This window comes from Aliivibrio kagoshimensis (assembly GCF_050337105.1).
Lineage (GTDB): Bacteria > Pseudomonadota > Gammaproteobacteria > Enterobacterales > Vibrionaceae > Aliivibrio_A > Aliivibrio_A kagoshimensis.
Genome location: NZ_JAKJSQ010000004.1, coordinates 82,463 through 101,709 on the forward strand (window position 1 = coordinate 82,463; position 19,247 = coordinate 101,709).

Annotated in this window: 21 protein-coding genes; 4 read left to right on the forward strand and 17 right to left on the reverse strand. The window is 42.9% G+C overall.

From position 1 onward, the window contains the following. Positions 1–42: 42 nt before the first annotated feature. The 17 genes from L4C32_RS02155 to L4C32_RS02235 form a co-directional block, all read right to left on the reverse strand. The gene (locus L4C32_RS02155; protein ID WP_428195209.1) at positions 43–1,278 is read right to left on the reverse strand and encodes a beta-ketoacyl-ACP synthase; all 1,236 of its coding nucleotides are present in this window, start codon (positions 1,276–1,278) and stop codon (positions 43–45) included. Next, positions 1,275–2,000 (reverse strand): 3-oxoacyl-ACP reductase FabG, encoded by a 726-nt coding sequence (gene fabG, locus L4C32_RS02160; protein WP_428195210.1) that lies wholly within the window; start codon positions 1,998–2,000, stop codon positions 1,275–1,277. The genes L4C32_RS02155 and fabG overlap by 4 nt, the downstream gene beginning before the upstream one ends. Next, positions 1,997–2,470 carry a hotdog family protein gene (locus L4C32_RS02165; protein ID WP_428195211.1) on the reverse strand — a complete coding sequence of 158 codons (474 nt, stop codon included), beginning with the start codon at positions 2,468–2,470 and terminating at the stop codon, positions 1,997–1,999. The genes fabG and L4C32_RS02165 overlap by 4 nt, the downstream gene beginning before the upstream one ends. Continuing rightward, a complete protein-coding gene (locus L4C32_RS02170; RefSeq protein WP_428195212.1) occupies positions 2,460–3,677 on the reverse strand; it encodes a beta-ketoacyl-[acyl-carrier-protein] synthase family protein in 1,218 nt (405 codons plus the stop codon). Before L4C32_RS02170 ends, L4C32_RS02165 begins: the two co-directional genes overlap by 11 nt. A gap of 19 nt (positions 3,678–3,696) precedes the next feature. After that, on the reverse strand, positions 3,697–4,257 hold the full coding sequence (locus L4C32_RS02175) for a DUF3261 domain-containing protein (protein WP_428195213.1): 561 nt from the start codon (positions 4,255–4,257) through the stop codon (positions 3,697–3,699). Between the two features lie 94 nt (positions 4,258–4,351). Then, positions 4,352–6,604 (reverse strand): MMPL family transporter, encoded by a 2,253-nt coding sequence (locus L4C32_RS02180; RefSeq protein ID WP_428195214.1) that lies wholly within the window; start codon positions 6,602–6,604, stop codon positions 4,352–4,354. A gap of 76 nt (positions 6,605–6,680) precedes the next feature. Further along, entirely contained in the window at positions 6,681–7,304 is a 624-nt protein-coding gene (locus tag L4C32_RS02185; protein WP_428195215.1) for an outer membrane lipoprotein carrier protein LolA, read from the reverse strand. Next, entirely contained in the window at positions 7,282–7,722 is a 441-nt protein-coding gene (locus tag L4C32_RS02190; RefSeq protein WP_428195216.1) for an acyl-CoA thioesterase, read from the reverse strand. The genes L4C32_RS02185 and L4C32_RS02190 overlap by 23 nt, the downstream gene beginning before the upstream one ends. Before the next feature lies 1 nt (position 7,723). Then, entirely contained in the window at positions 7,724–9,268 is a 1,545-nt protein-coding gene (locus L4C32_RS02195) for an HAL/PAL/TAL family ammonia-lyase (protein WP_428195217.1), read from the reverse strand. Further along, positions 9,258–10,946, reverse strand: a complete 1,689-nt coding sequence (locus tag L4C32_RS02200; protein ID WP_428195218.1) for a glycosyltransferase family 2 protein — start codon at positions 10,944–10,946, stop codon at positions 9,258–9,260. The genes L4C32_RS02195 and L4C32_RS02200 overlap by 11 nt, the downstream gene beginning before the upstream one ends. Continuing rightward, a complete protein-coding gene (locus L4C32_RS02205; protein WP_428195219.1) occupies positions 10,939–11,331 on the reverse strand; it encodes an ApeI family dehydratase in 393 nt (130 codons plus the stop codon). Before L4C32_RS02205 ends, L4C32_RS02200 begins: the two co-directional genes overlap by 8 nt. Before the next feature lie 52 nt (positions 11,332–11,383). Continuing rightward, positions 11,384–12,721 (reverse strand): AMP-binding protein, encoded by a 1,338-nt coding sequence (locus L4C32_RS02210; RefSeq protein WP_428195291.1) that lies wholly within the window; start codon positions 12,719–12,721, stop codon positions 11,384–11,386. Between the two features lie 25 nt (positions 12,722–12,746). Then, positions 12,747–13,307: a COG4648 family protein gene (locus tag L4C32_RS02215; RefSeq protein ID WP_428195220.1), complete on the reverse strand. Its 561-nt coding sequence runs from the start codon at positions 13,305–13,307 to the stop codon at positions 12,747–12,749. Then, positions 13,307–13,564 (reverse strand): acyl carrier protein, encoded by a 258-nt coding sequence (locus L4C32_RS02220; RefSeq protein ID WP_428195221.1) that lies wholly within the window; start codon positions 13,562–13,564, stop codon positions 13,307–13,309. The genes L4C32_RS02215 and L4C32_RS02220 overlap by 1 nt, the downstream gene beginning before the upstream one ends. A gap of 4 nt (positions 13,565–13,568) precedes the next feature. After that, positions 13,569–13,835: a phosphopantetheine-binding protein gene (locus tag L4C32_RS02225; RefSeq protein ID WP_428195222.1), complete on the reverse strand. Its 267-nt coding sequence runs from the start codon at positions 13,833–13,835 to the stop codon at positions 13,569–13,571. A 39-nt stretch (positions 13,836–13,874) separates the two neighbouring features. Continuing rightward, entirely contained in the window at positions 13,875–14,642 is a 768-nt protein-coding gene (locus tag L4C32_RS02230; RefSeq protein ID WP_428195223.1) for a lysophospholipid acyltransferase family protein, read from the reverse strand. A 4-nt stretch (positions 14,643–14,646) separates the two neighbouring features. Further along, complete coding sequence (locus L4C32_RS02235; RefSeq protein WP_428195224.1) at positions 14,647–15,396, reverse strand: beta-ketoacyl synthase chain length factor; 750 nt, start codon at positions 15,394–15,396, stop codon at positions 14,647–14,649. 159 nt (positions 15,397–15,555) lie between these two features. Between L4C32_RS02235 and L4C32_RS02240 the strand changes: the two genes are divergently transcribed. The 4 genes from L4C32_RS02240 to L4C32_RS02255 all read left to right on the forward strand — a co-directional run bounded on the left by L4C32_RS02240 (position 15,556) and on the right by L4C32_RS02255 (position 19,218). Then, a complete protein-coding gene (locus L4C32_RS02240; RefSeq protein ID WP_428195225.1) occupies positions 15,556–16,623 on the forward strand; it encodes a methyltransferase in 1,068 nt (355 codons plus the stop codon). A gap of 45 nt (positions 16,624–16,668) precedes the next feature. Beyond that, entirely contained in the window at positions 16,669–17,895 is a 1,227-nt protein-coding gene (locus L4C32_RS02245) for an NAD(P)/FAD-dependent oxidoreductase (RefSeq protein ID WP_428195226.1), read from the forward strand. Between the two features lie 203 nt (positions 17,896–18,098). Next, a complete protein-coding gene (locus tag L4C32_RS02250; RefSeq protein ID WP_428195227.1) occupies positions 18,099–18,761 on the forward strand; it encodes a Bax inhibitor-1/YccA family protein in 663 nt (220 codons plus the stop codon). 127 nt (positions 18,762–18,888) lie between these two features. Beyond that, a complete protein-coding gene (locus tag L4C32_RS02255) occupies positions 18,889–19,218 on the forward strand; it encodes a TusE/DsrC/DsvC family sulfur relay protein (RefSeq protein WP_428195228.1) in 330 nt (109 codons plus the stop codon). The last annotated feature ends 29 nt before the right edge of the window (positions 19,219–19,247 follow it).

Genomic DNA, 19,247 nt, shown 5'->3' on the forward strand with positions numbered 1-19,247 from the left:
TAACCGATGCCCTTTTCTATTTTTATCTCGCTAAATGAGCGATCAATTCGCTTTGCACCGCTTGAAAATCAGTGAAGTATTAATACCACCAAAAGCAAAGTTGTTACTCATGATGTAATCACAATCGAGTTCACGCCCTTGACCTGTAATGTAATCGAGCTCACCGCATTTTTCATCTATGTTATTTAGATTCAGTGTTGGACTAAACCAGCCGCTATTCATCATCTCAATGCTTAACCACGCTTCAACAGCACCACAAGCCCCCAACGTATGTCCGAAGTAACTTTTTAGCGAGCTTATCGGCATGTTAGGACCGAATAGATTAGACGTAGCATTACTTTCTGCTATATCTCCACGCTCTGTGGCCGTGCCGTGTGCAGAGACATAGCCGATATCCGCAGTGATAAGTTTAGCGTCCGTAAGAGCCATCTCCATGCACTTCTGCATCGTTTCCATCTTAGGTTGTGTCACATGCGCCGCATCACAGTTACTTGCAAAACCAACTAACTCAGCAAGAATCGTCGCACCTCTCGCTTTCGCATGTTCGTACTCTTCCAATACTAATGAGCCAGCGCCCTCTCCAATCACTAACCCATCACGATCTTTATCGTAAGGACTCGGCGTGGTTTTTGGCTGATCATTTTTTAGACTTGTCGCAAACAGCGTATCGAATACGGCAGACTCAGTCGGACATAATTCCTCGCCACCACCTGCAACCATCACCGTTTGGTAGCCGTGTTTGATCGCTTCATACGAATACCCAATCGCTTGGCTACCAGAGGTACAGGCACTGCTGGTTGGAATCACTCGCCCACGAAGACCAAAGAAAAGACCGACATTCACAGCAGCCGTATGCGGCATCATCTGAACATAAGTGGTGGCCGTTATATCTTTCGTTGATTTATCTCTCAGCATCACACCAAAAGCGCTCACTGCTGGCGTTGAACCTGTTGATGAACCGTAGGCAATCCCTGTTTCACCATTAGTCAATACATCATGACCACTCAAACCACTCTGCGCTAGCGCTTGTTCAGTTGCATAAGTGGCAAACAGCGAGACGCGCCCCATTGAACGTATTTTTTTGCGTGTATAGTGTTTAGGCAATTCGAAATCAGTCACTGGTGCAGCCAGCTTGGTGTTCAGACCATCAAACTCTTCATAGCTTGGCATGTACTGCACTGCATTTTCACACGCTTTGAGTTTAGCTTCGACACTCGGCCAATCATTTCCTAAAGAGGTCACGCCCGACATCCCCGTAATAACTACTCGACGACTCATACTAAACCTCCATTAATTGATATTACTTGTCGCGTAACATAAGCCGCAACATCGGACATTAAATAGCTGACTAACCCTGCCACTTCTTTAGGCTCTCCCATTCGTCTTAATGGAACTTGAGGTAACGCGTGCTCTTTGACGTGATCATCAACCATTCCAGTGTCAATAAGACCAGGGGCAACACAGTTAACAGTGATTTTACGTTTACCCAATTCTAATGCTAATGATTTTGTCGCCCCGATCACACCGGCTTTTGCCGCGCTGTAATTGGTTTGACCTCGATTCCCGGTAATCCCTGACACTGAAGCCATGGTCACAATTCTACCGCCACTTCTATTTCGAACCATCGGCATGATGCATGGGTGCAACACATTATAAAAACTGTCTAAGTTGGTATGAATAACGCCATCCCACTCCTCTTCAGTCATAGCTGGAAAGGCGGTATCGCGTGTGATACCCGCATTATTGACCACACCGTAATACGCACCGTGGTGTTCAATGTCTTTTGCTAATTCTACCCTGCACTGCTCTCGATTACTGATGTCAAACCGGATCAATCGACCACCGCCACCGGCTTCCGTAATGGTGTCTAATGTCTGTTGCGCTCCCTGCTCATCTCCCATGAAATGGACAGCAACGGTAAATCCGTCGGCTGCTAACTGTACCGCGATTGCGCGGCCAATGCCTTTACTTGCGCCTGTTACTAATACGTGTCGAGTCATCGCTTTTGACCTGTTAATAATTGTTCCAATTTCTCTTCAGTAGGGACAAACACATTCAACTGGCTGGAGGCCAAAAGATGTGATTCATGCTCAATTCTACAACTGAAAACGGCCATCCCATCATTTTCCAAGACTTGTTCGCCATAAACCTGTAATACCATCCCCTCACTAAACGCTGGACAGTGAGATTCATACTTACGGCTACCGAGCAAGAAACCTATTGGTGATGGCTTTCCTGCTTGCAACGCATGGTAACCAGACCATGCGGCTACAGTTTGAGCCATATACTCAATGCCGACCCAGCCAGGAATCGTTTTATTCTCTCTGCAATAAAATAGAGAAGAACTGTCGATTGTGACTTGGCATTGTACACTGATGTCACTCACATTGACCAAGGTATTGATTAACGCCATTGGCATATCATGAGGTAATAGCTCTAACATGGATGGGTATTGCGGTTTACTGCTCATTCTCAATCCCAAAAATTAAACTTACGTTGTTACCACCAAACGCGAAAGAGTTACTTAATATCGCTTTTTTTCTCAACGCTTGTTCTTGATGCACAAGCTGTATATCCGCCAGTTCGTCGCCTATTTGCCCATCATTTATCTGTATGGGCAGTGGGAGTCCGTATTGCAGGATGTGCCAACAAATAGCGGCTTCTGTGATTGCCGCTGCACCTAATGTGTGGCCTGTTAATGGTTTGGTTGAACTGACGGGTGTGTTGGCACCAAACAGTCGATATATCGCTTTCGCTTCCATCGCATCATTCAGCGGTGTCGCCGTGCCATGTGCGTTAATATAACCTACCTCAGAAGGAGTAAGATCAGCATCTTGAAGCGCTTTTTGCATTGACGCTACCGCACCGTCGCCTTCTGGATGAGGGGCTGAAATATGGTGAGCATCGGAACTATCACCCACCCCAAACAGTGCCACATTTTTCTGGTTTTTATTGGCCTGGTGTGAAAGCAACATAAATGCGGAAGATTCACCAATGTTTATCCCATCGCGATTTTCACTGAAGGGATTACAATGCACATTAGACAGTGCTTCTAAACTGTTGAAACCATTTAATGTCAGCTTGCACAAAGAGTCACATCCACCAACAATAACTGCATCTACCATCCGCATGTTAAGTAATCGTTGTGCCGATATAAAAGCACGCCCACTGGACGAACACGCCGTAGAGATAGTGTACGCAGGACCAGTGAGTTGATAATAATCAGCCACAAATTGACCTAAATTACCTAACTCCTGTTGATGGTAGTGAAAATTATCAGGAAAGGCTTGTTGACCCAGACGTTGAGAGAGTGCCACTTCGCCATCAGAGATACCCGATGTGCTAGTTCCAACAACGACACCTATCCGTGAGGCCCCATACTGAGATTTTGCCGTTTCAATGAGGGACTCAATCTGCTGAAGGGCTGAAAGTGCCAAACGGTTGTTCCGAGTATTTTTATGCAGCATCAACATTGTGTCTGAAATTTCAGGTAATTGGCTGGTTACTTTGCCTACCACCGTTGATTTCCCATTGTTTAACCAGTCAGACTCGCAGTACATGTCTGCAGGTTGTTGCTGTGTTAAACAAGCCGTAATCTGCTCAGGTGAATGCCCCAAAGCTGAGTTAAATCCGCATCCATTAATAAAAATAGTCGGCTGTTGTTTTGAACTGTTCATTGGCGACTTTCCAAAACAATTAATGACGGTACTGGTAGGTTTTAATCGTAATGCGATAACCTAGATTTTCGTTGGTAATCACAATGTCACCCTGTAAATAGGGTGCGGCGGCGTAATCAATCCTAATCACTACGTCACCATTAGAATCTTTTAGTAGGCGTTGATCGCCATGTTGAGTCAGTGTCCAGTTAATCTCTTTTAATCGATCCGTCCAAGTATCCACTGGCCATAAGGTGACCATTACATTAAAGAGTACCTGTTTAGGCTCTGGTAAAGTCTCTGATAATCCTTGCATTACGAAGGTTTCAAATGAGTGATCATCATAGGTAACGCTTAACAGTGTCGCTCCCCATGAAGCGAAGCCAGCTAATACTACTTTTTCAGCATCAACTTCCAACTGAACCGGCAGTTTATGTTGTTGGTCATTCCAATCAACGGTAATCAACTGACTCGCATTTAAATTGGAACCAAATTCTGCCGCGGTTGGAAGTGAAACAAACTTACCAGCTTGCAACTCGACCTGGTTACTCGGTGAGACAAAATGGCTCTCTTGATTCTGGCTATCTGTGCTCTGTTTCATCGAGCTACAACCACTTATCACTATTATTGATAAAACGGCCATCCATTTACAGTATCTGTTATTTGGAATATTTATCATCTTCAATCCTTGGATATTAACTATTATTGGGGCTTATATCAGTCTTGCTTAATGGCGCTAAGACCCAAGCAACGATAATCCCGACTAAAACGGTGACGCCAAAACTGTGTATCGCTTGTGTTTCACTTAAAGCCAACAACCCAAACGAAAGAATGGTTGTTATGCTTGAAAGAGTCACGGCGAGAAGTGTGCTCTTTTCATGCTTCTGTTCAGCAAAAAAGAGTGTGTAATCAATACCAATGCCTAAAATCAGCAGTAAGGCGAGCAAATTAAATAAATTGAGGTCTCCCCCTGTTACTGCGGTTATCGCAAGACCTGCAGCACCTGCAATGGCTGGTGGTAACACGATAAACAGAGCACGCATGATGTTATAGCGCCAAATCATCACCAGAAAAATAGTGAAAAATGCCATGACCAGTAATTCACTCACCTTCACTCTGTATTGAGAAAACAGCTCTGATATTTCATCCGCTTTGTTGAGATAGATAATACCACTGTTTTTTGCAAAGGTTTTTAACTGTTGGCTGCTATTCACACCCGCTGTCGTGATCACCGCCGCAAACACATCATCTACTCTTCCTAACCACATAAATTGCAGTGCGTCTGATGCACTGGAGGCTAAATAATCCTCAATGGTCAGTAGCTTAAAGGGTTGTTGTAGTTGAGGCACCACCTTAAAACCAAGCTTTTCTTTTAATAATTCAGCTTGTGTAAGGTAGAGTTCCGAAACCAATTGATAATTCTTCTGTTGAACGGCTTCTGAAGGCACAAATTGGCTGATACTTTGAAAACTGCTTAATGTTCCTTTTTCCACTTCAAGATCTAATTTCTCCGATATTAGTGCCAGTTTTTGTAGCAGGTCATCTGCACTTTTTTCTGAAGTAACCACCAGCATCTGTTGGCTATTATCCAGCCCCGTGACGGTCTTCACCCGCTTCTCTTGATCCGTGAGATAAGACGGCATGGCTTGTAACTGGCGAATATCATCATTGTAATGTGCGTGATAGAGGCCAAAAGCAGAAAGCAGCACAATAAATGTTGGCAGTATCACCTTGGTCTTTTTTTTCTGCCAGAATGCTATCCAAACACTCATCACTCTTGAAAAAGGCAGTTTAGTAGCAGCTACTTGTCGCTTTTGTGGTGCTGCGGCCAGGATAGGATACCAACAGACAACACAGAGGAAAGAGGCAATCAAGCCAACCGATGAAAACAGAGATAATTGCTGTAGCCCGGGGAAAGGGGCAATCAACATGCCTAAATAGCCAATCAAACTAGTAATTAATCCCAACAAAATCGCAGCAAAAATCTGTTTGAGCCCTGCTTGAGCGTTCCATGTTTTGCCCGCAGCCAATCGATCCGTTAAATAGTGAAATGCGTAATCAATAGAGACGCCAATCAAACTCGCCCCAAATACCATGCTAAAAAGGTGTATGTTTCCAAACACAACGATGGTTGATACCGTTGCGATCACAAGACCAGTCCCGATGGACAGCAGGGCTAAAAACAGTGGTAACGTGCTTCGGTAGATAAAGAGCACGATAAATATAACACCGATGAGTGAGCCGACTCCGATGGTACTCATTTCACCCTTGGCACTTTGTGTACCGTACGCAGCATAAAAGATCACCCCAGTATGTAGGATCTCAACGTCATACTCGTTTTTTATGTCACTCTCAATCGCCTCTAGCTGTGAAAGTTGTTGCTGCGACGACAATTGATAGGGTGAATGGGCCAATGTTGCCGTAATAATGAGGTAATGGCGCTTTTCATATTTGGCGGTTAAGTAACCATCTTTTAATTGAATATTACTGTTGTTGCCATTCAACTGTGTCATAAAGTCACGAAACAGAAGAAACGGGTCACCACTTAATTCGCTAGCGGTTACACCAGCAAAAGGGTTGTATACCTGTTTAATGGTGTGTTCAACTTGATTTTTTGGTTGATGGTTCAGTCGATATTGTTGTTCAGCCGTGAGCAGTTGTGCTCGAGCAGGATAATAGAGGTCTCCCCACGCTTGTTGATCTTCTTTGCTAATAACTCCGGTTACCTGCTTGAACAGGGGTAGCGTCGATAACTTAATGACAAATGCATCTGCCGCATCAATCATATTCGTTCCGTCTGTTGATTTCTGGGGCTGTTCAATCAGAAATATTACTTTATCGCTAAGGTTATCTGTTACTTGATTAAATGCTTCTTGTGCAATCGGATCTTGCCTGTTCTCTGGCAATAGTTTCAGAATATTGGTTTCTATTGGCGAGTTTGACTGCATAAAGAAACTCACTAATAACCCGGAAGACAGCAGCACAACCATCAACCATATTAGGGCTACTTTTTTATATATACGCTCAAAAGTCAAAAGCAGCGATCTCTTTTGTAGTGAGTGCAATAGGCGTCGAGGACTGATTGTTAAAGCTTATGATACTGCTGTCACCTTTTATCTCTATTAATTGCACACGACTAATGTAACTGCTACCAGTCACTTCAATCATTGAAAAAACCGCATTCAATGGCGCAGATTTAGGTATAAGAGAGAGCGTCCATTCTTGGTCATCTCCACTTAGCTCTGTCCTAAAATCCTTATGCAATTGATCGGTATCACCACGAAACAGAGAGAGGAATATGTGACTAAAATAGAACGCCATCGGGTTCTCTTTTGCGGTCATTATCTGCGGTTCTCCATCATCAAATGATTGACTAAGTTTCTCTTTGGTTAATCGAAGTTGAGTTGGAAATGGCACACTTTGCTGCCAAATAAGCCCATGATTATCAGCCAAAAGAAAGGTGCCACTTGAGAGGAGTGGTGTTGAGAAAAGGGCCATAACACGTTGTTGAGAAAAATCACCTCTAACCACAGCGTGTTGTGACAAAGTGTTCTGCAACGACTGTAATGTAATGGCATTGCTGTTCATCGAACAGACGATCAACGCCAAGCCCATCATGATGGGCTTAATCTTGTTGTAAGCTCGCATGATAACTCTCAACCTTATCGATAAATATTTTAGGTGAAGCAAAACACATCTCAGCATCATCAATAGAGACCGCCACTTGTAGAGTGTGAGCCTTGGTCATTCTAACGCCAGATTTTGCATCATAGACAACATAATCAACCCTCAGCCTATTTTCCCACTCAGTAAGCGTCGCAGTGACCCTTATCTCATGACAAAAAGGGACCGCTTTGACATATTTAACACGAGTATCAATGATTGGCCAACTGTATCCAGACTCTACCATTTGATGGTAACTGTAATCGATCTTGCTCATTAGCTCATGGCGAGCCTGCTCGAAGTATCGGAAATAGTTACCATGGTAGATAACGCCCATAGGGTCTGCATCGTTGAATGAGGTAACTAACGTTATCTCAGCAGTTAATACGTTGGCACCATTCATTTTAATAAAGTGTCCATTTTTGTTGTTGGATATGTTCAATAAACAGGCGTAGATCCGTCTCTAAAGGTCTATCTTCAATCACAGGTTCAAACTCTGCTAGCACATCGTTTAACATAGTCTGTAATGACTCACTGAAGTGCGAATGTTCCAGTTCGTTATTACGCTTGCGTAAAACCAATGCTTGTGTTGCCGCCAGTAACGAAGCCGAGGTAACTTGCTCGGTAAGTTGAAGTACACGTAAACAGTCTCGTGCTGAGATAGTACCCATGCTCACTTTATCTTGGTTGTGACACTCTGTAGAGCGTGAGAACACACTTGCAGGCATCGTATTTTTCAGCGCTTCTGCAGTCCATGCCGAAATGCCGATTTGAACTGCCTTAAAACCATGGTTGATCGGTTTGCGACTGCCCTCGGCACCCGTTAAGTTAAATGGAAGTCCATTATTAAACTTATAATCCATCAGTTGTGCCATTTGACGGTCAAGCAGATCGGCAATGTTGGCGACTGCCGTTTTTAACGAATCCATCGCCATGGCAATGTGTCCACCATAAAAATGACCACCGTGGAGTATGCGTTCATTATCACCATCAATGATTGGATTGTCGTTGGCACTGTTTAGTTCATTCTCAATCATTTGGCGTAACCACGGTAGGCTATCTTGCAACACGCCAATAACGTGCGGAGCACAACGCAGTGAGTAGCGATCTTGCAAACGGTCACTATTACGTGGTGGTCTTTCAGCCTGTAGATCTGAACGTAACCAACTAGCGACTTGCTGTTGACCTGGATGAGGTTTAACCGCAAAAAGTGATTCGTCAAAGTGAAAATCGTTACCGTGCATACCAACCGACACCATGGCCGTAATTTTCGTTGCCATTTTGGCTAGATACTCAGCACGCTTATAAGCGATACAAGCTAAGCCAGTCATCACTGAGGTGCCATTCATTAACGCTAACCCCTCTTTGGGTTTTAACTTAATGGGTTTAATATTTAGCTCAGCAAATACGTCTGCCGTTGGTCTAATCTCACCTTTATAGATAACTTCACGCTCACCGATTAACGTTGCGGCAAGATAAGAGAGCGGCGTAAGATCACCGCTAGCACCGACGGAGCCCTCTTGCGGGATTCGAGGAGTGATGTCGTGATTGATCAAAGTAACAATTTGATTTAGTAAGTCATGAGTGACCCCTGATACCCCTTGTGACAGTGAACATAAACGGGTAGCCAATACAGAACGAGCCTGTTGAATGTCCAGGTTTTCACCCAAGCCACAACCATGAAAACGGGTCAAATGAAGCGGCAGTTCATCCACTAAATCTGTCGGTATTGCCACGGTACATGAATCGCCATAACCTGTTGTAACCCCGTATATCACGCCGTCATCTTTTAATAAGCGTTCTAAAAAAGCCACCCCACGATCAATTTTTGATGTAAATGCGTCTGAAGAGTTCATGACCGCTTTTGAGCCATTTGCAATATCGACTACATCTTCAATAGTAAGGCGTTCACCTCCGAAAAGGACGGTTTTATCACTGTTATTTGTCATGTTTTATTCCAGTTAGCTGCCAGAAGTTAAAGAAGTTATACCATTGATGTGGGGCTTTTAGGGTATAGTGCTGCAAGCGTTTAGCATATTCATCAACGACAGTTTGCAGCGCCTCTTCTCTTTTTCCTCTTGGCAAAATTATTTGATCTTTAAACGGTTCAAAGTAGACATCAAAAGTGGGTTCCACTTTACTCTCATCCCTTAAACCAAAAAGTGTGTATACCGGTTCTTTCAAAATAGAAGCCAGTAAAAATGGTCCTTGTGGGAATGGTGCTGGTTTGCCTAGAAAATCAGACCAAACCACCCGTTGCTCTTTAGTGACAGAAGTGCGGTCACCAACAATAACGATCCATTCCCCTTTTTCAATTTTTTGTTGCAATAAAATCGCGGTTTCGGGTCCAATATTGGATACCTGTATAATGTTTAATTCAGAATCAGGGTTAACCGCTTTCATAACAGAGTTGAACTTAAGCGCATGATCAGTGAACACCAATGCATTAATCATTAAGCCACGATGGCGACGACTTAACGCTCGACATAACTCTAAATTTCCTAAGTGAGAGCCTAATAAAACGATACCCCGCTCTCTTTCCATTAAAGCGGGGTAGTGCTCGATACCATGCACCACCAAGTTTTTATCACTAAAATCCCCTTTCCACGCTGCTAATTTGTCTAACATCGTGTGGCCAAATGAGAGCAGATGTTGATAACTACTGGTCTTATACTCAAGAGAGATTGAGTGTGTATTCGCATATTCATTGAGCTGAGCTAAATAACGTTCAGATTCAATTCGAGGGGTTTTTCCCGTCAGATAGTAAAAAACAATAACGGGTTTAAGTAACCAATTAAAAATGGTTCGGCCGAACGTCGAATAGATAGCCAACAAGGTTTTGATACCAATAATGGTTCCTTGCTCTGCATGTTTTGACCAATGTTGAGGGGTTGCCGGTGTCCGCTTAAGCAGTGATGGAATTCTTGGTAACATGCCCAAAACAAGACGCGTATGCATGAGTGAGATTTTCACGTTATCCCACAGTGCATCAAAGTGCGAAACACCATCATCAGGGTAGTTCACCTTGGTATCAATAAAACGTACATCGTTACCCTGCCAGTAAAGTCGTACCAGAATTTCAGTATCAAAATCCATTCTCTGGCCAATATAACTGCGTTCAATAACATTTATTGTCGGACCAATTGGATACGCTCGAAAACCACACATACTGTCTTGAATGGTAAAGGAGAGTGTTTCAATCCATACCCACACATGAGTTAAATAACGGCCGTATAGTCGGGATTTTGGGATCGACTCATCGTAAACAGGTTGCCCTGAAATAACCGCCGTAGGGAATGCTTGAGCTTCCTCAATGAGCTGTGGTAACGAGGTTAAATCATGCTGGCCATCAGCGTCAATTTGAATAGCGTGGCTATAACACTGTTGATAGGCTTTTTTTATCCCTGCAATAACCGCCCCGCCTTTACCGAGATTGTGTTCAAGCGTTAATAGCGTGACACGGTCACTTGACGTGTACTGTTGCAGAACGGATTTCGTCTGTTGTTCGCTGCCATCATCAACAATAATAATGTGGTACTCATGCTCTTTAAGTGCGTCGATAACCGTTGAGATTTTATCACCATGGTTATAACAAGGGACTAAAAAGCAGGGTTTAAAATTACCCATTGTTTTCACCAAGGAGGATTCGTCCTGAAGAGTGAACGCCATCAGCTGATAGGTAATGAAAATAGAGCTTATTTTTCTCTGCTAGCCATGACAGATGCAATTGTAAGCGCAGATTTGGCAGTATCGCATTTTGAAATTTGATGACTTCCATACCCATAAATTGAGTGGGAGCCCCAAGCAGTCCAGCGGCATAATAGATAGCCCAATCAATTTGAGTCACACCGGGAAGAATAGGCTGTTGCGGGAAGTGCCCTTTAAAATCGACAATATCATCATCAATATGAAGAGTTAGGATCACGCCCTTCCCTTTTTTCATTGCCGAAGCAACGTCAGATTGCGCATCAATCTCTACAGTGGTTAACACTGTGGGTTTGCGTTTTGTCATAACTACTATCTCTATTTCATACCAGTGCGGTGTATTCATCAAAGGAAAGGAGTTAGAGCGTGAATAGACGCTCTAAGTCTCGTTTAATTCGTTTTCCTTGACTGTTTGTTGGAATCGCTTCAACTACCCGGAATTTTCGGGGTATTCCGACGGGTTCCAACCACTCTCGCAACTGTTTTCTAAGTTCAATCCAGAACTTACCTTTACCAATAAGTGTGATTCTATCATGACCATACGGTGTTAATGTAATAACAGCGCATAAAATAGTGCGACTCTCATCATCCGAAGTCAACACCGCTGACTCTTCGATCGAGGAAAGCTGGTTCAAACGTTTCTCCACCTCAGTTAATGACAGACGTTTCTCTTCGATTTTGACCACCCGATCTGCTCGCCCTTTCAGCATAAATTGATCATTCGGTAGCAGTTCGCAGTAATCACTGGTGTTATACCACTGCTTCTCAAAAACGAACGGCGACTTAATTGCCAAGCAGCCTTCGGGGTTGATCTGCGCCTCCACACAGGGAAATAGAGTCCACGGAGTGGTGCTTGAATGTTGTTGACGGTAGGCAATACCCCCCGTTTCAGTACTGCCAAATACCTCTATTGGGCGAACACCTAAACGCTCAAGTGAACATAGTGCTGCCTCTTCTGGCAATGGCCCCCCCGATGAAAAGAGAGCTCGATATTGTCCACTTCCTTCAGCGGTCCCTACTCTTTTAAGCAGTGCAGGACTGCTAATTAACGTTTGGTTATTTTCAGCTTCTAACAGCACCTGCTCTGGATAAACTAAGTTAACCCGGTCGAACGTTCTTCCGCTACACAGTGGCCATAACACTCGGAACAAAAGTCCGTAAATGTGCTGGTGCGACACAGTACTGCAAATGTTAGAGTCACTCAGTGTTTTCCCCCATAACGCCTCAAGTTGTTCCACTTCATTATTGAGATGCGATACACTTTTTTCAATTGGTTTTGGTGTATCACTGGATCCTGAGGTAAACAAGGTTAATTCCACCTCATCCAAGCTGAACTCATTGAAATGCGGAGTCACTTGTTCCTCGGTTGCAGTAACGGGCACTAAAGGGAGTGTATAGGCGGGCTTGTTAAACAGATTGGTTAATATCCCATCGTGGAGCGTTGCATCAAAATGATTTGATAACTCTTCTAGAGCTGCAGGCTGATAATTACTTGGCAGAATCAGATGCTTCCCCGCATGAGCTAGGGCCATAAATGCGACGGCACAATAATAACTGTCTTGAAAGCAGATCGCCCATTTATGCTCGTTATGTTGCGATAGTTGTTGAGATAACTCAAAGACATCTGTTTTGAATTGCTGCCAGTTCTGCTCATTTCCCTGGTGCGTTGCAACGATGGTTTGGTGACGCTCGTTCATTAAACGATTTAACGGTAAATATTTTTCATGCACCACTGGCTTGTACTCGTTTTCTAATTATAAACTCAATACCAAAAAGCGTTCCCATCAACAAGTAACTGATCAGGCCGTTATATAAGGTCCAGATCTCCATTGATAGGAAGCAAGTCGCTAATGAGATTGAACCATTAATAATAAAAAAGAGTGACCAGACCATGGTCACTTTTCGAGTGTATAACACCCCACTGTCAGGCAGTTCAGGGTCTTGCAACCTAGCAAAGCGTTCAATCATGCTCTGCTTTTGAAACAGACTGACTGCGAACAATATCAGCATGAACAAATTGACAATAACTGGGTAGAAAGTAAACCACCCTTCATCTTTAAAAATCATACCTAGAAGGGTTAACAGCACACCTGAAACACCACTTATCCAAGCGATATATTTCAGCTCTTTTAGGGGGACGCTACTTCCAACAAATATCCGCAGTGTAAACAACAGCACCAGTACCATTGCCACCGAGCTCATACCATAATTGTTAAGTCCATAATAGACTGCAAAGGGGTATGCCAACAGTGCAATTGCGGCCAGCAGTGCAATGATGCGCACTACTTCTCCTGCAACAACGCAGTAACAGAATTCACAACATCATCAACCGTTCTTACTTCTTTAAACTCGTCAGGTTTGATTTTTTTTCCGGTCACTTTTTGTAGGTGTACGACCAGATCAACAGCGTCAATACTGTCTAAATCTAGATCGGTGTAGAGCTGAGCAGAAGGTGTAATATCATCGATATCAACATCAAACAGTTCAACTAAAGCGTCACTGACTTGCTTTAGTACTTCTTCATTATCTACTTGGTTCATTTTTCTACCCTTTAGTGGTTCCATTTGCCTCTATGTACAGTGCTAAGTTAGCCACTGAAGCAAAGTGTACTTTTGTTTTGCTGTCATCAGAATCTATAACGATATTAAATTGTTTCTTAATAGCTAACCCTAATTCAAGCGCATCAATAGAGTCTAGTCCTAATCCATCTCCGAATAGAGGGGCATCAGTATCAATATCGTCTACTGAGATATCTTCGAGGTTTAACGCTTCAATAATGAGCAGTTTTAGATCGGTATGCAGTTGAGTCACAGTAACCTACTTATTTTAATAATTGTCTTGGTGAATATTTTATGGGAAAAGTATTTTTTTTACATGTTTATTTAACTGTCTTGCTGCTAAAGAGAGTGAATCCGCTTCAGTAATAAAGGGAGTCACCTCTATTTTGTCTTTTACCTCAACGGTAAACATTGGTTTAATTTTAGGCACTTGATACCATTTCTTCTCTTTGGTTAGGAAACTGGGAGAGACGGTAATATGAATCACTCTAAGATCAGTTTGAGTTCGGACAGCAACTTGTGACGCACCACGTTGTAGTGTTCTCTCACCCTGTTCTTTAGTCCGTGTTCCTTCGGGAAAAATCAGTAGCACGTTACCAGCGTCTAATCGTTCGCTACAAGAATCAAGCAGCTGTTCTGGATTGATATTAGGAATATAGCCCGCAGCTTTAACTATCCCACGCATAAAGAAGTTCTTCCATATACTTGCTTTAACCAAACAGTCACATTGGGAGAGCTGGGACCCAATCAACACATAATCAATTAAGCTTGGGTGGTTAGCTATGATTAGGCAGTTTCTCTCTTTTTTTAACGTCTCTACACCAATAAACTGATAATCTATAGCACCTAAAAATCTCATTGTTTTTGCGAAAAGCAGAAATGATTTTTGAATGATTGATTGAGCCACTTGCTCTTTTTTCTTTTGATCGGTAACCGTTATAGTCTGTATTGGCACAAAAATAAAAGCCAAACAGAGAGCACCGATGCCAAAAATAGCAAAGCACACCCCTGTAGCGACAATTCGCCATGCCTGGCCTAGGAGTAATAACCACTGACTCATCGATTTAACTGCTCTTGCTTAATTGATGCCAATGATAATCCGCACGGGGTCTTTCAATGATCCACTGCTCTGACGCATTCAACATACCTTGCATAAACAGCAAACCATCTGGCTGTGCATTAGTTGGCCCTCCAATGATGTTTTCATCAAGAGGTTGTTTGCCCACTCTTTCAACAGTGTACTGCTCGCCTGACTCGATAAGGAAGCCAAGCGCAAATCCTTGATAGTCATCTGTCTCAAATTGAGCATACTGATTAGGCAGTGGTTCATCAAAATTAATAACCAGAACATTATGAGTCGGGTTTTGGTTAAGATAAGCGAGAGCATCAATTAACGCGGCATGAAACGTCTCTTCACAGGCCGCAATGGAGCTAACCGAAGTGGTTAGTTTTGAAATAATCGTAAACAATCCAGACGCGGTATTGTGCACGGACTGAGAAAATGCCATTGGAGAGGCATCTTCACCTTGTAAGATATCTTCTAACAGCGACACCGTACGTGTTAACTCGCCGTGACGGCTGGCAAAAACAATATAATCAATGGGATGCTGCTGACTAAGTGAGAGTGCCGTTTGAATGGCAAGTTTACTTAATGTGCTCATTCTACGGCGCATCATTGCTGGTATAAGATCAACGGGTGGCTTTTCGGCTTCTTTTGGCCACTGCATTGACGTTTTAGCCCATTCAAGCCAATCTCTCTGTGTTACTAGGCCTGGAGAGGTTGCCGTCCACTGCTTAATGTTAAACTGCATCATGACTTGTGACACTCTCTGTGTAAAAAATGTAGACCATCAATAAGGCTAACCGATTGAAAAAACAAAATGTATTGGCGGTAAAATAGCATAATGCTAATATGATTTGAATATTGAGCAGCGATTTATTCTATTTCAATTTTGATAATAAGGTACTAGGCAGTGATTCTTTACGACAAAGACCCCTATTCAGCGCTTGAAGCGAAAACACAAGCTCAGCAACTCTCTTTTGCTCCAATCACCTTCCACACGGCGAAAACCTTACGAGATCTCGGAATACTTGCTTTGCTTGATACCGCGGGTTCTGAAGGTTTATCTGCAGAGCAGCTGGTCGAACAGAGTGGGGTATCCGAATATGGTGTCAAAGTATTGCTGGACATGGCACTCAGTGCTTATATTGTCACTTGGAATAAGCCTAATTACGTTATAGCGAATCTTGGTCACTATTTAGCTCACGACAAAATGACTGAAGCCAATATGGACTTCACTGCAGACGTCTGTTATGCCGCTATGCAGCACTTAACTGAATCGATTCAAAAAGGTGAACCTTCTGGGTTGAAAGAGCTTGGTGATTGGCCAACCATTTATGAAGGACTTTCAACCTTGCCAGAAAAAGCCAAAGAGAGCTGGTTTAAGTTCGACCACTTCTACTCTGATCGCTCCTTTACTATTCTGTTAAATAAAATTTTTGCCGAAAAACCTAAGCGACTATTTGATATTGGGGGTAATACCGGTAAATGGTCCCTTGAGTGCTGCAAATACGATAATGATGTTGAAGTGACGATCATTGATCTACCACAACAGATCGAAATGGCTCTACTTAATGCTAAGCAGCAGGGGTTTGAAGGTAGAATTCTAGGCCACCCAACCAATATGCTAGACCCAGATTTAAGCTTACCAAGCGGAGCGGATGTGTGGTGGATGAGCCAATTTTTAGACTGTTTCTCTCCAATGGAAATATTGAATATTTTGCGTCGCGTTCGAGCGGCGATGGCTCATGATGCTAAAGTGTATATCCTAGAGCTGTTTTGGGACATTCAACGATATGAAGCAGCAGCACACAGTTTAAACGCAACCTCCCTATACTTTACTTGTCTCGCTAATGGTAACAGTCGTTTTTACCGTAGTGATGATTTTCTTGAGATTGTTAAAGAGGCGGGATTTGTGGTGACAGAACAGACAAATAATATTGGACTAGGACACACGCTTTTAGAGCTGCGTCCTGCTTAGTTTTTCCATCTTTATTCATTCGTTTATAACGGTTAAGGATTAGCCTTGTTAACTAAACAGTCTACTCAAGTCGCTATTATTGGAGCGGGTCCATCAGGTGCAATCGCCGCAGCCCTGCTTCATCAGCACAATATCAACGTTGTAGTTGTTGAAAAGAGCACTTTCCCTCGCTTTTCAATTGGCGAAAGTTTACTGCCAGCTTGCATGGAAGTGATTAAGAAAGCCAATATGGTTGTCGCGGTTGAAGAGGCAGAATTTCAATTTAAAAATGGCGCCGCCTTCCATTTTGATGGGCAATTTTCATCCTTTGATTTCACCAACAAATTTACGCCTGGTGCAGGGACTACATTTCAAGTACAGAGAGCCGATTTTGATAAAGTGCTGGCCGATCAAGCAGCTGAACAAGGTGTTGAGATCCGTTATCAGCATAATGTCACCGCTATTGACCTTGAAAACCGCCCTCTGCTGACCATTGAAGGCAATGATCAACAACCCTATCAACTTGAGGCTGATTTTGTCCTTGATGCTAGCGGTTTTGGTCGTGTATTACCTCGATTACTTAATTTAGAGCAACCTTCAACCCTCCCACCAAGAAAGGCCATTTTCACTCATATAGAAGACAACATTACCGCTGATCACTTTGACCGCGATAAGATACTCATCTCTATCCATCCAACCAATCGTCAAGTGTGGTTCTGGCTTATTCCGTTTAGTAATGGAACATGTTCATTAGGTGTTGTGGGTGAGCCTGACTTTTTTAAACAGTATCCTGATGACACGATTGAAGCGCTTAAACAGATCGCTTCAGAAGAGATGAACCTTAATCACATATTAGCCCAAGCTGTCTACCCCAACCCAGGGGGCGATATTATGGGTTACTCGGCGAATGTAACAAGTCTATGCAGTGACAAATTCGCTCTACTTGGTAATGCGGGAGAATTCCTTGACCCTGTGTTTTCATCCGGCGTGACGATTGCGATGAAATCTGCCGAGATCGCTTCGGAACTATTGGTCGCACAATTTTCGGGGCAACAGGTCGATTGGAACAGAGACTATACTGATGAATTAATGCGGGGAGTGGACGCATTCCGCTGTTACGTTGAAGGTTGGTACAGTGGTGAATTTCAAGATGTGGTCTTGCACCAAAATGCTAATCCGAAGATAAAGCAGATGATTTGCTCTATTTTAGCGGGTTACGCATGGGACAATAATAATCCATTTGTTACTGAACCTCATCGACGCTTAACAACAGTGGTTGAACTCTGTCGTTAACAAAAATGATACTCACTGTCACAGTTAGTTACAAAATGGTTATTATTGTTTTATAGTAATAAAGTAAACTAAAATCGTAATATTAGTTGAGCGTCATAACAGTATAACTAAATGACAGGCGGCTCTTGTTTTTTTGAACTTTCGCCACCATATCTGTCTATATAATTATTGCAACATACAAAGTCAGTACTTTAAGGAAACATATGAACAACCAAATGTTTAGTCAGTCAACATCACAAGAAAGTGCTATTCAAACCAATAAGGTTTTGCGTAATACTTACTTTTTACTATCAATGACCTTAGTTTGGTCTGCAGTTATTGCTGGCTTAGCTATGGCGTTTAACCTGCCGCACCCTGGATTCCTAATCACCATTGTTGGTTTTTATGGTTTGATCTTTATGGTTGAGAAGAACCGTAATAATAGCTCAGGCATTATGTATACCTTCCTATTCACTGGTTTCCTTGGATACACTTTAGGTCCAATCCTAAATATGTATTTGGGCGCTGGAATGGGTGATATTATCGTTACTGCTCTGGGTGGTACAGCCCTTGCGTTTATGTCAGCGTCTGCGTACGCACTGACTACTAAGCGTGATCTATCATTCCTTAACGGCATGATGCTAGCTGGTTTTGTCGTTCTTCTAGTGGGTGTAGTTGCAAACTTATTCCTTCAGATGCCTTTACTACAGCTTGCATTGAGCTCAATGTTTATTCTGTTTTCAACCGGTGCAATTCTTCTGACTACTCAGTCAATTGTTCGCGGTGGTGAAACAAGTTATATCTCAGCGACAGTAACACTTTATGTCTCTATCTATAACATCTTCATCAGCTTGCTAAGCATTCTTGGCATTATGCGCGATGATTAATGGCTAAATGACTCATTGTTAAATGGCCTGCCTTCGAGCAGGCCTTTTTTTATCCCTCTTCTGTCATAGCAAATTCCCAATTGACACGTTATCATTCGGTTTTAGTCACTGGTTAACGATGAGAACTATGCTTGTATTTAATGGTAAAGAGATTGAAACCGACGCCCAAGGTTATCTAAAAGACGTACACGCTTGGGAAGAGGATATGATCCCGTTACTTGCTGATGAAGAAGGAATAGCGTTGACCGAGGCTCATCTTGAAATCATTCACTTTGTTCGTAATTTCTATCTTGAATTTAATAGCTCTCCAGCGATTCGCATYTTAGTGAAAGCCATTGAAAAGAAACATGGCCCAGAGAAAGGAAACAGTAAGTATCTGTTCAAACTTTTCCGTAAAGGCCCTGCAAAACAGGCCACCAAACTAGCTGGGCTTCCTAAACCGGCAAAATGTTTATAATCATATCGATACTCTGTGAGCCCCAGTTC

What these genes read in the sequence shown, in the direction of transcription:
- L4C32_RS02190 (WP_428195216.1), bottom strand. Translation starts at nt 7,722, where the DNA reads ATGAATGGTGCCAACGTATTAACTGCTGAGATAACGTTAGTTACCTCA.
- L4C32_RS02230 (WP_428195223.1), bottom strand. Translation starts at nt 14,642, where the DNA reads ATGAGTCAGTGGTTATTACTCCTAGGCCAGGCATGGCGAATTGTCGCT.
- L4C32_RS02185 (WP_428195215.1), bottom strand. Translation starts at nt 7,304, where the DNA reads ATGCGAGCTTACAACAAGATTAAGCCCATCATGATGGGCTTGGCGTTG.
- L4C32_RS02210 (WP_428195291.1), bottom strand. Translation starts at nt 12,721, where the DNA reads ATGAACGAGCGTCACCAAACCATCGTTGCAACGCACCAGGGAAATGAG.
- L4C32_RS02235 (WP_428195224.1), bottom strand. Translation starts at nt 15,396, where the DNA reads ATGATGCAGTTTAACATTAAGCAGTGGACGGCAACCTCTCCAGGCCTA.
- L4C32_RS02220 (WP_428195221.1), bottom strand. Translation starts at nt 13,564, where the DNA reads ATGAACCAAGTAGATAATGAAGAAGTACTAAAGCAAGTCAGTGACGCT.
- L4C32_RS02175 (WP_428195213.1), bottom strand. Translation starts at nt 4,257, where the DNA reads ATGAAACAGAGCACAGATAGCCAGAATCAAGAGAGCCATTTTGTCTCA.
- L4C32_RS02200 (WP_428195218.1), bottom strand. Translation starts at nt 10,946, where the DNA reads ATGGGTAATTTTAAACCCTGCTTTTTAGTCCCTTGTTATAACCATGGT.
- L4C32_RS02180 (WP_428195214.1), bottom strand. Translation starts at nt 6,604, where the DNA reads ATGCAGTCAAACTCGCCAATAGAAACCAATATTCTGAAACTATTGCCA.
- L4C32_RS02170 (WP_428195212.1), bottom strand. Translation starts at nt 3,677, where the DNA reads ATGAACAGTTCAAAACAACAGCCGACTATTTTTATTAATGGATGCGGA.
- L4C32_RS02165 (WP_428195211.1), bottom strand. Translation starts at nt 2,470, where the DNA reads ATGAGCAGTAAACCGCAATACCCATCCATGTTAGAGCTATTACCTCAT.
- L4C32_RS02155 (WP_428195209.1), bottom strand. Translation starts at nt 1,278, where the DNA reads ATGAGTCGTCGAGTAGTTATTACGGGGATGTCGGGCGTGACCTCTTTA.
- L4C32_RS02195 (WP_428195217.1), bottom strand. Translation starts at nt 9,268, where the DNA reads ATGACAAATAACAGTGATAAAACCGTCCTTTTCGGAGGTGAACGCCTT.
- fabG (WP_428195210.1), bottom strand. Translation starts at nt 2,000, where the DNA reads ATGACTCGACACGTATTAGTAACAGGCGCAAGTAAAGGCATTGGCCGC.
- L4C32_RS02250 (WP_428195227.1), top strand. Translation starts at nt 18,099, where the DNA reads ATGAACAACCAAATGTTTAGTCAGTCAACATCACAAGAAAGTGCTATT.
- L4C32_RS02205 (WP_428195219.1), bottom strand. Translation starts at nt 11,331, where the DNA reads ATGACAAAACGCAAACCCACAGTGTTAACCACTGTAGAGATTGATGCG.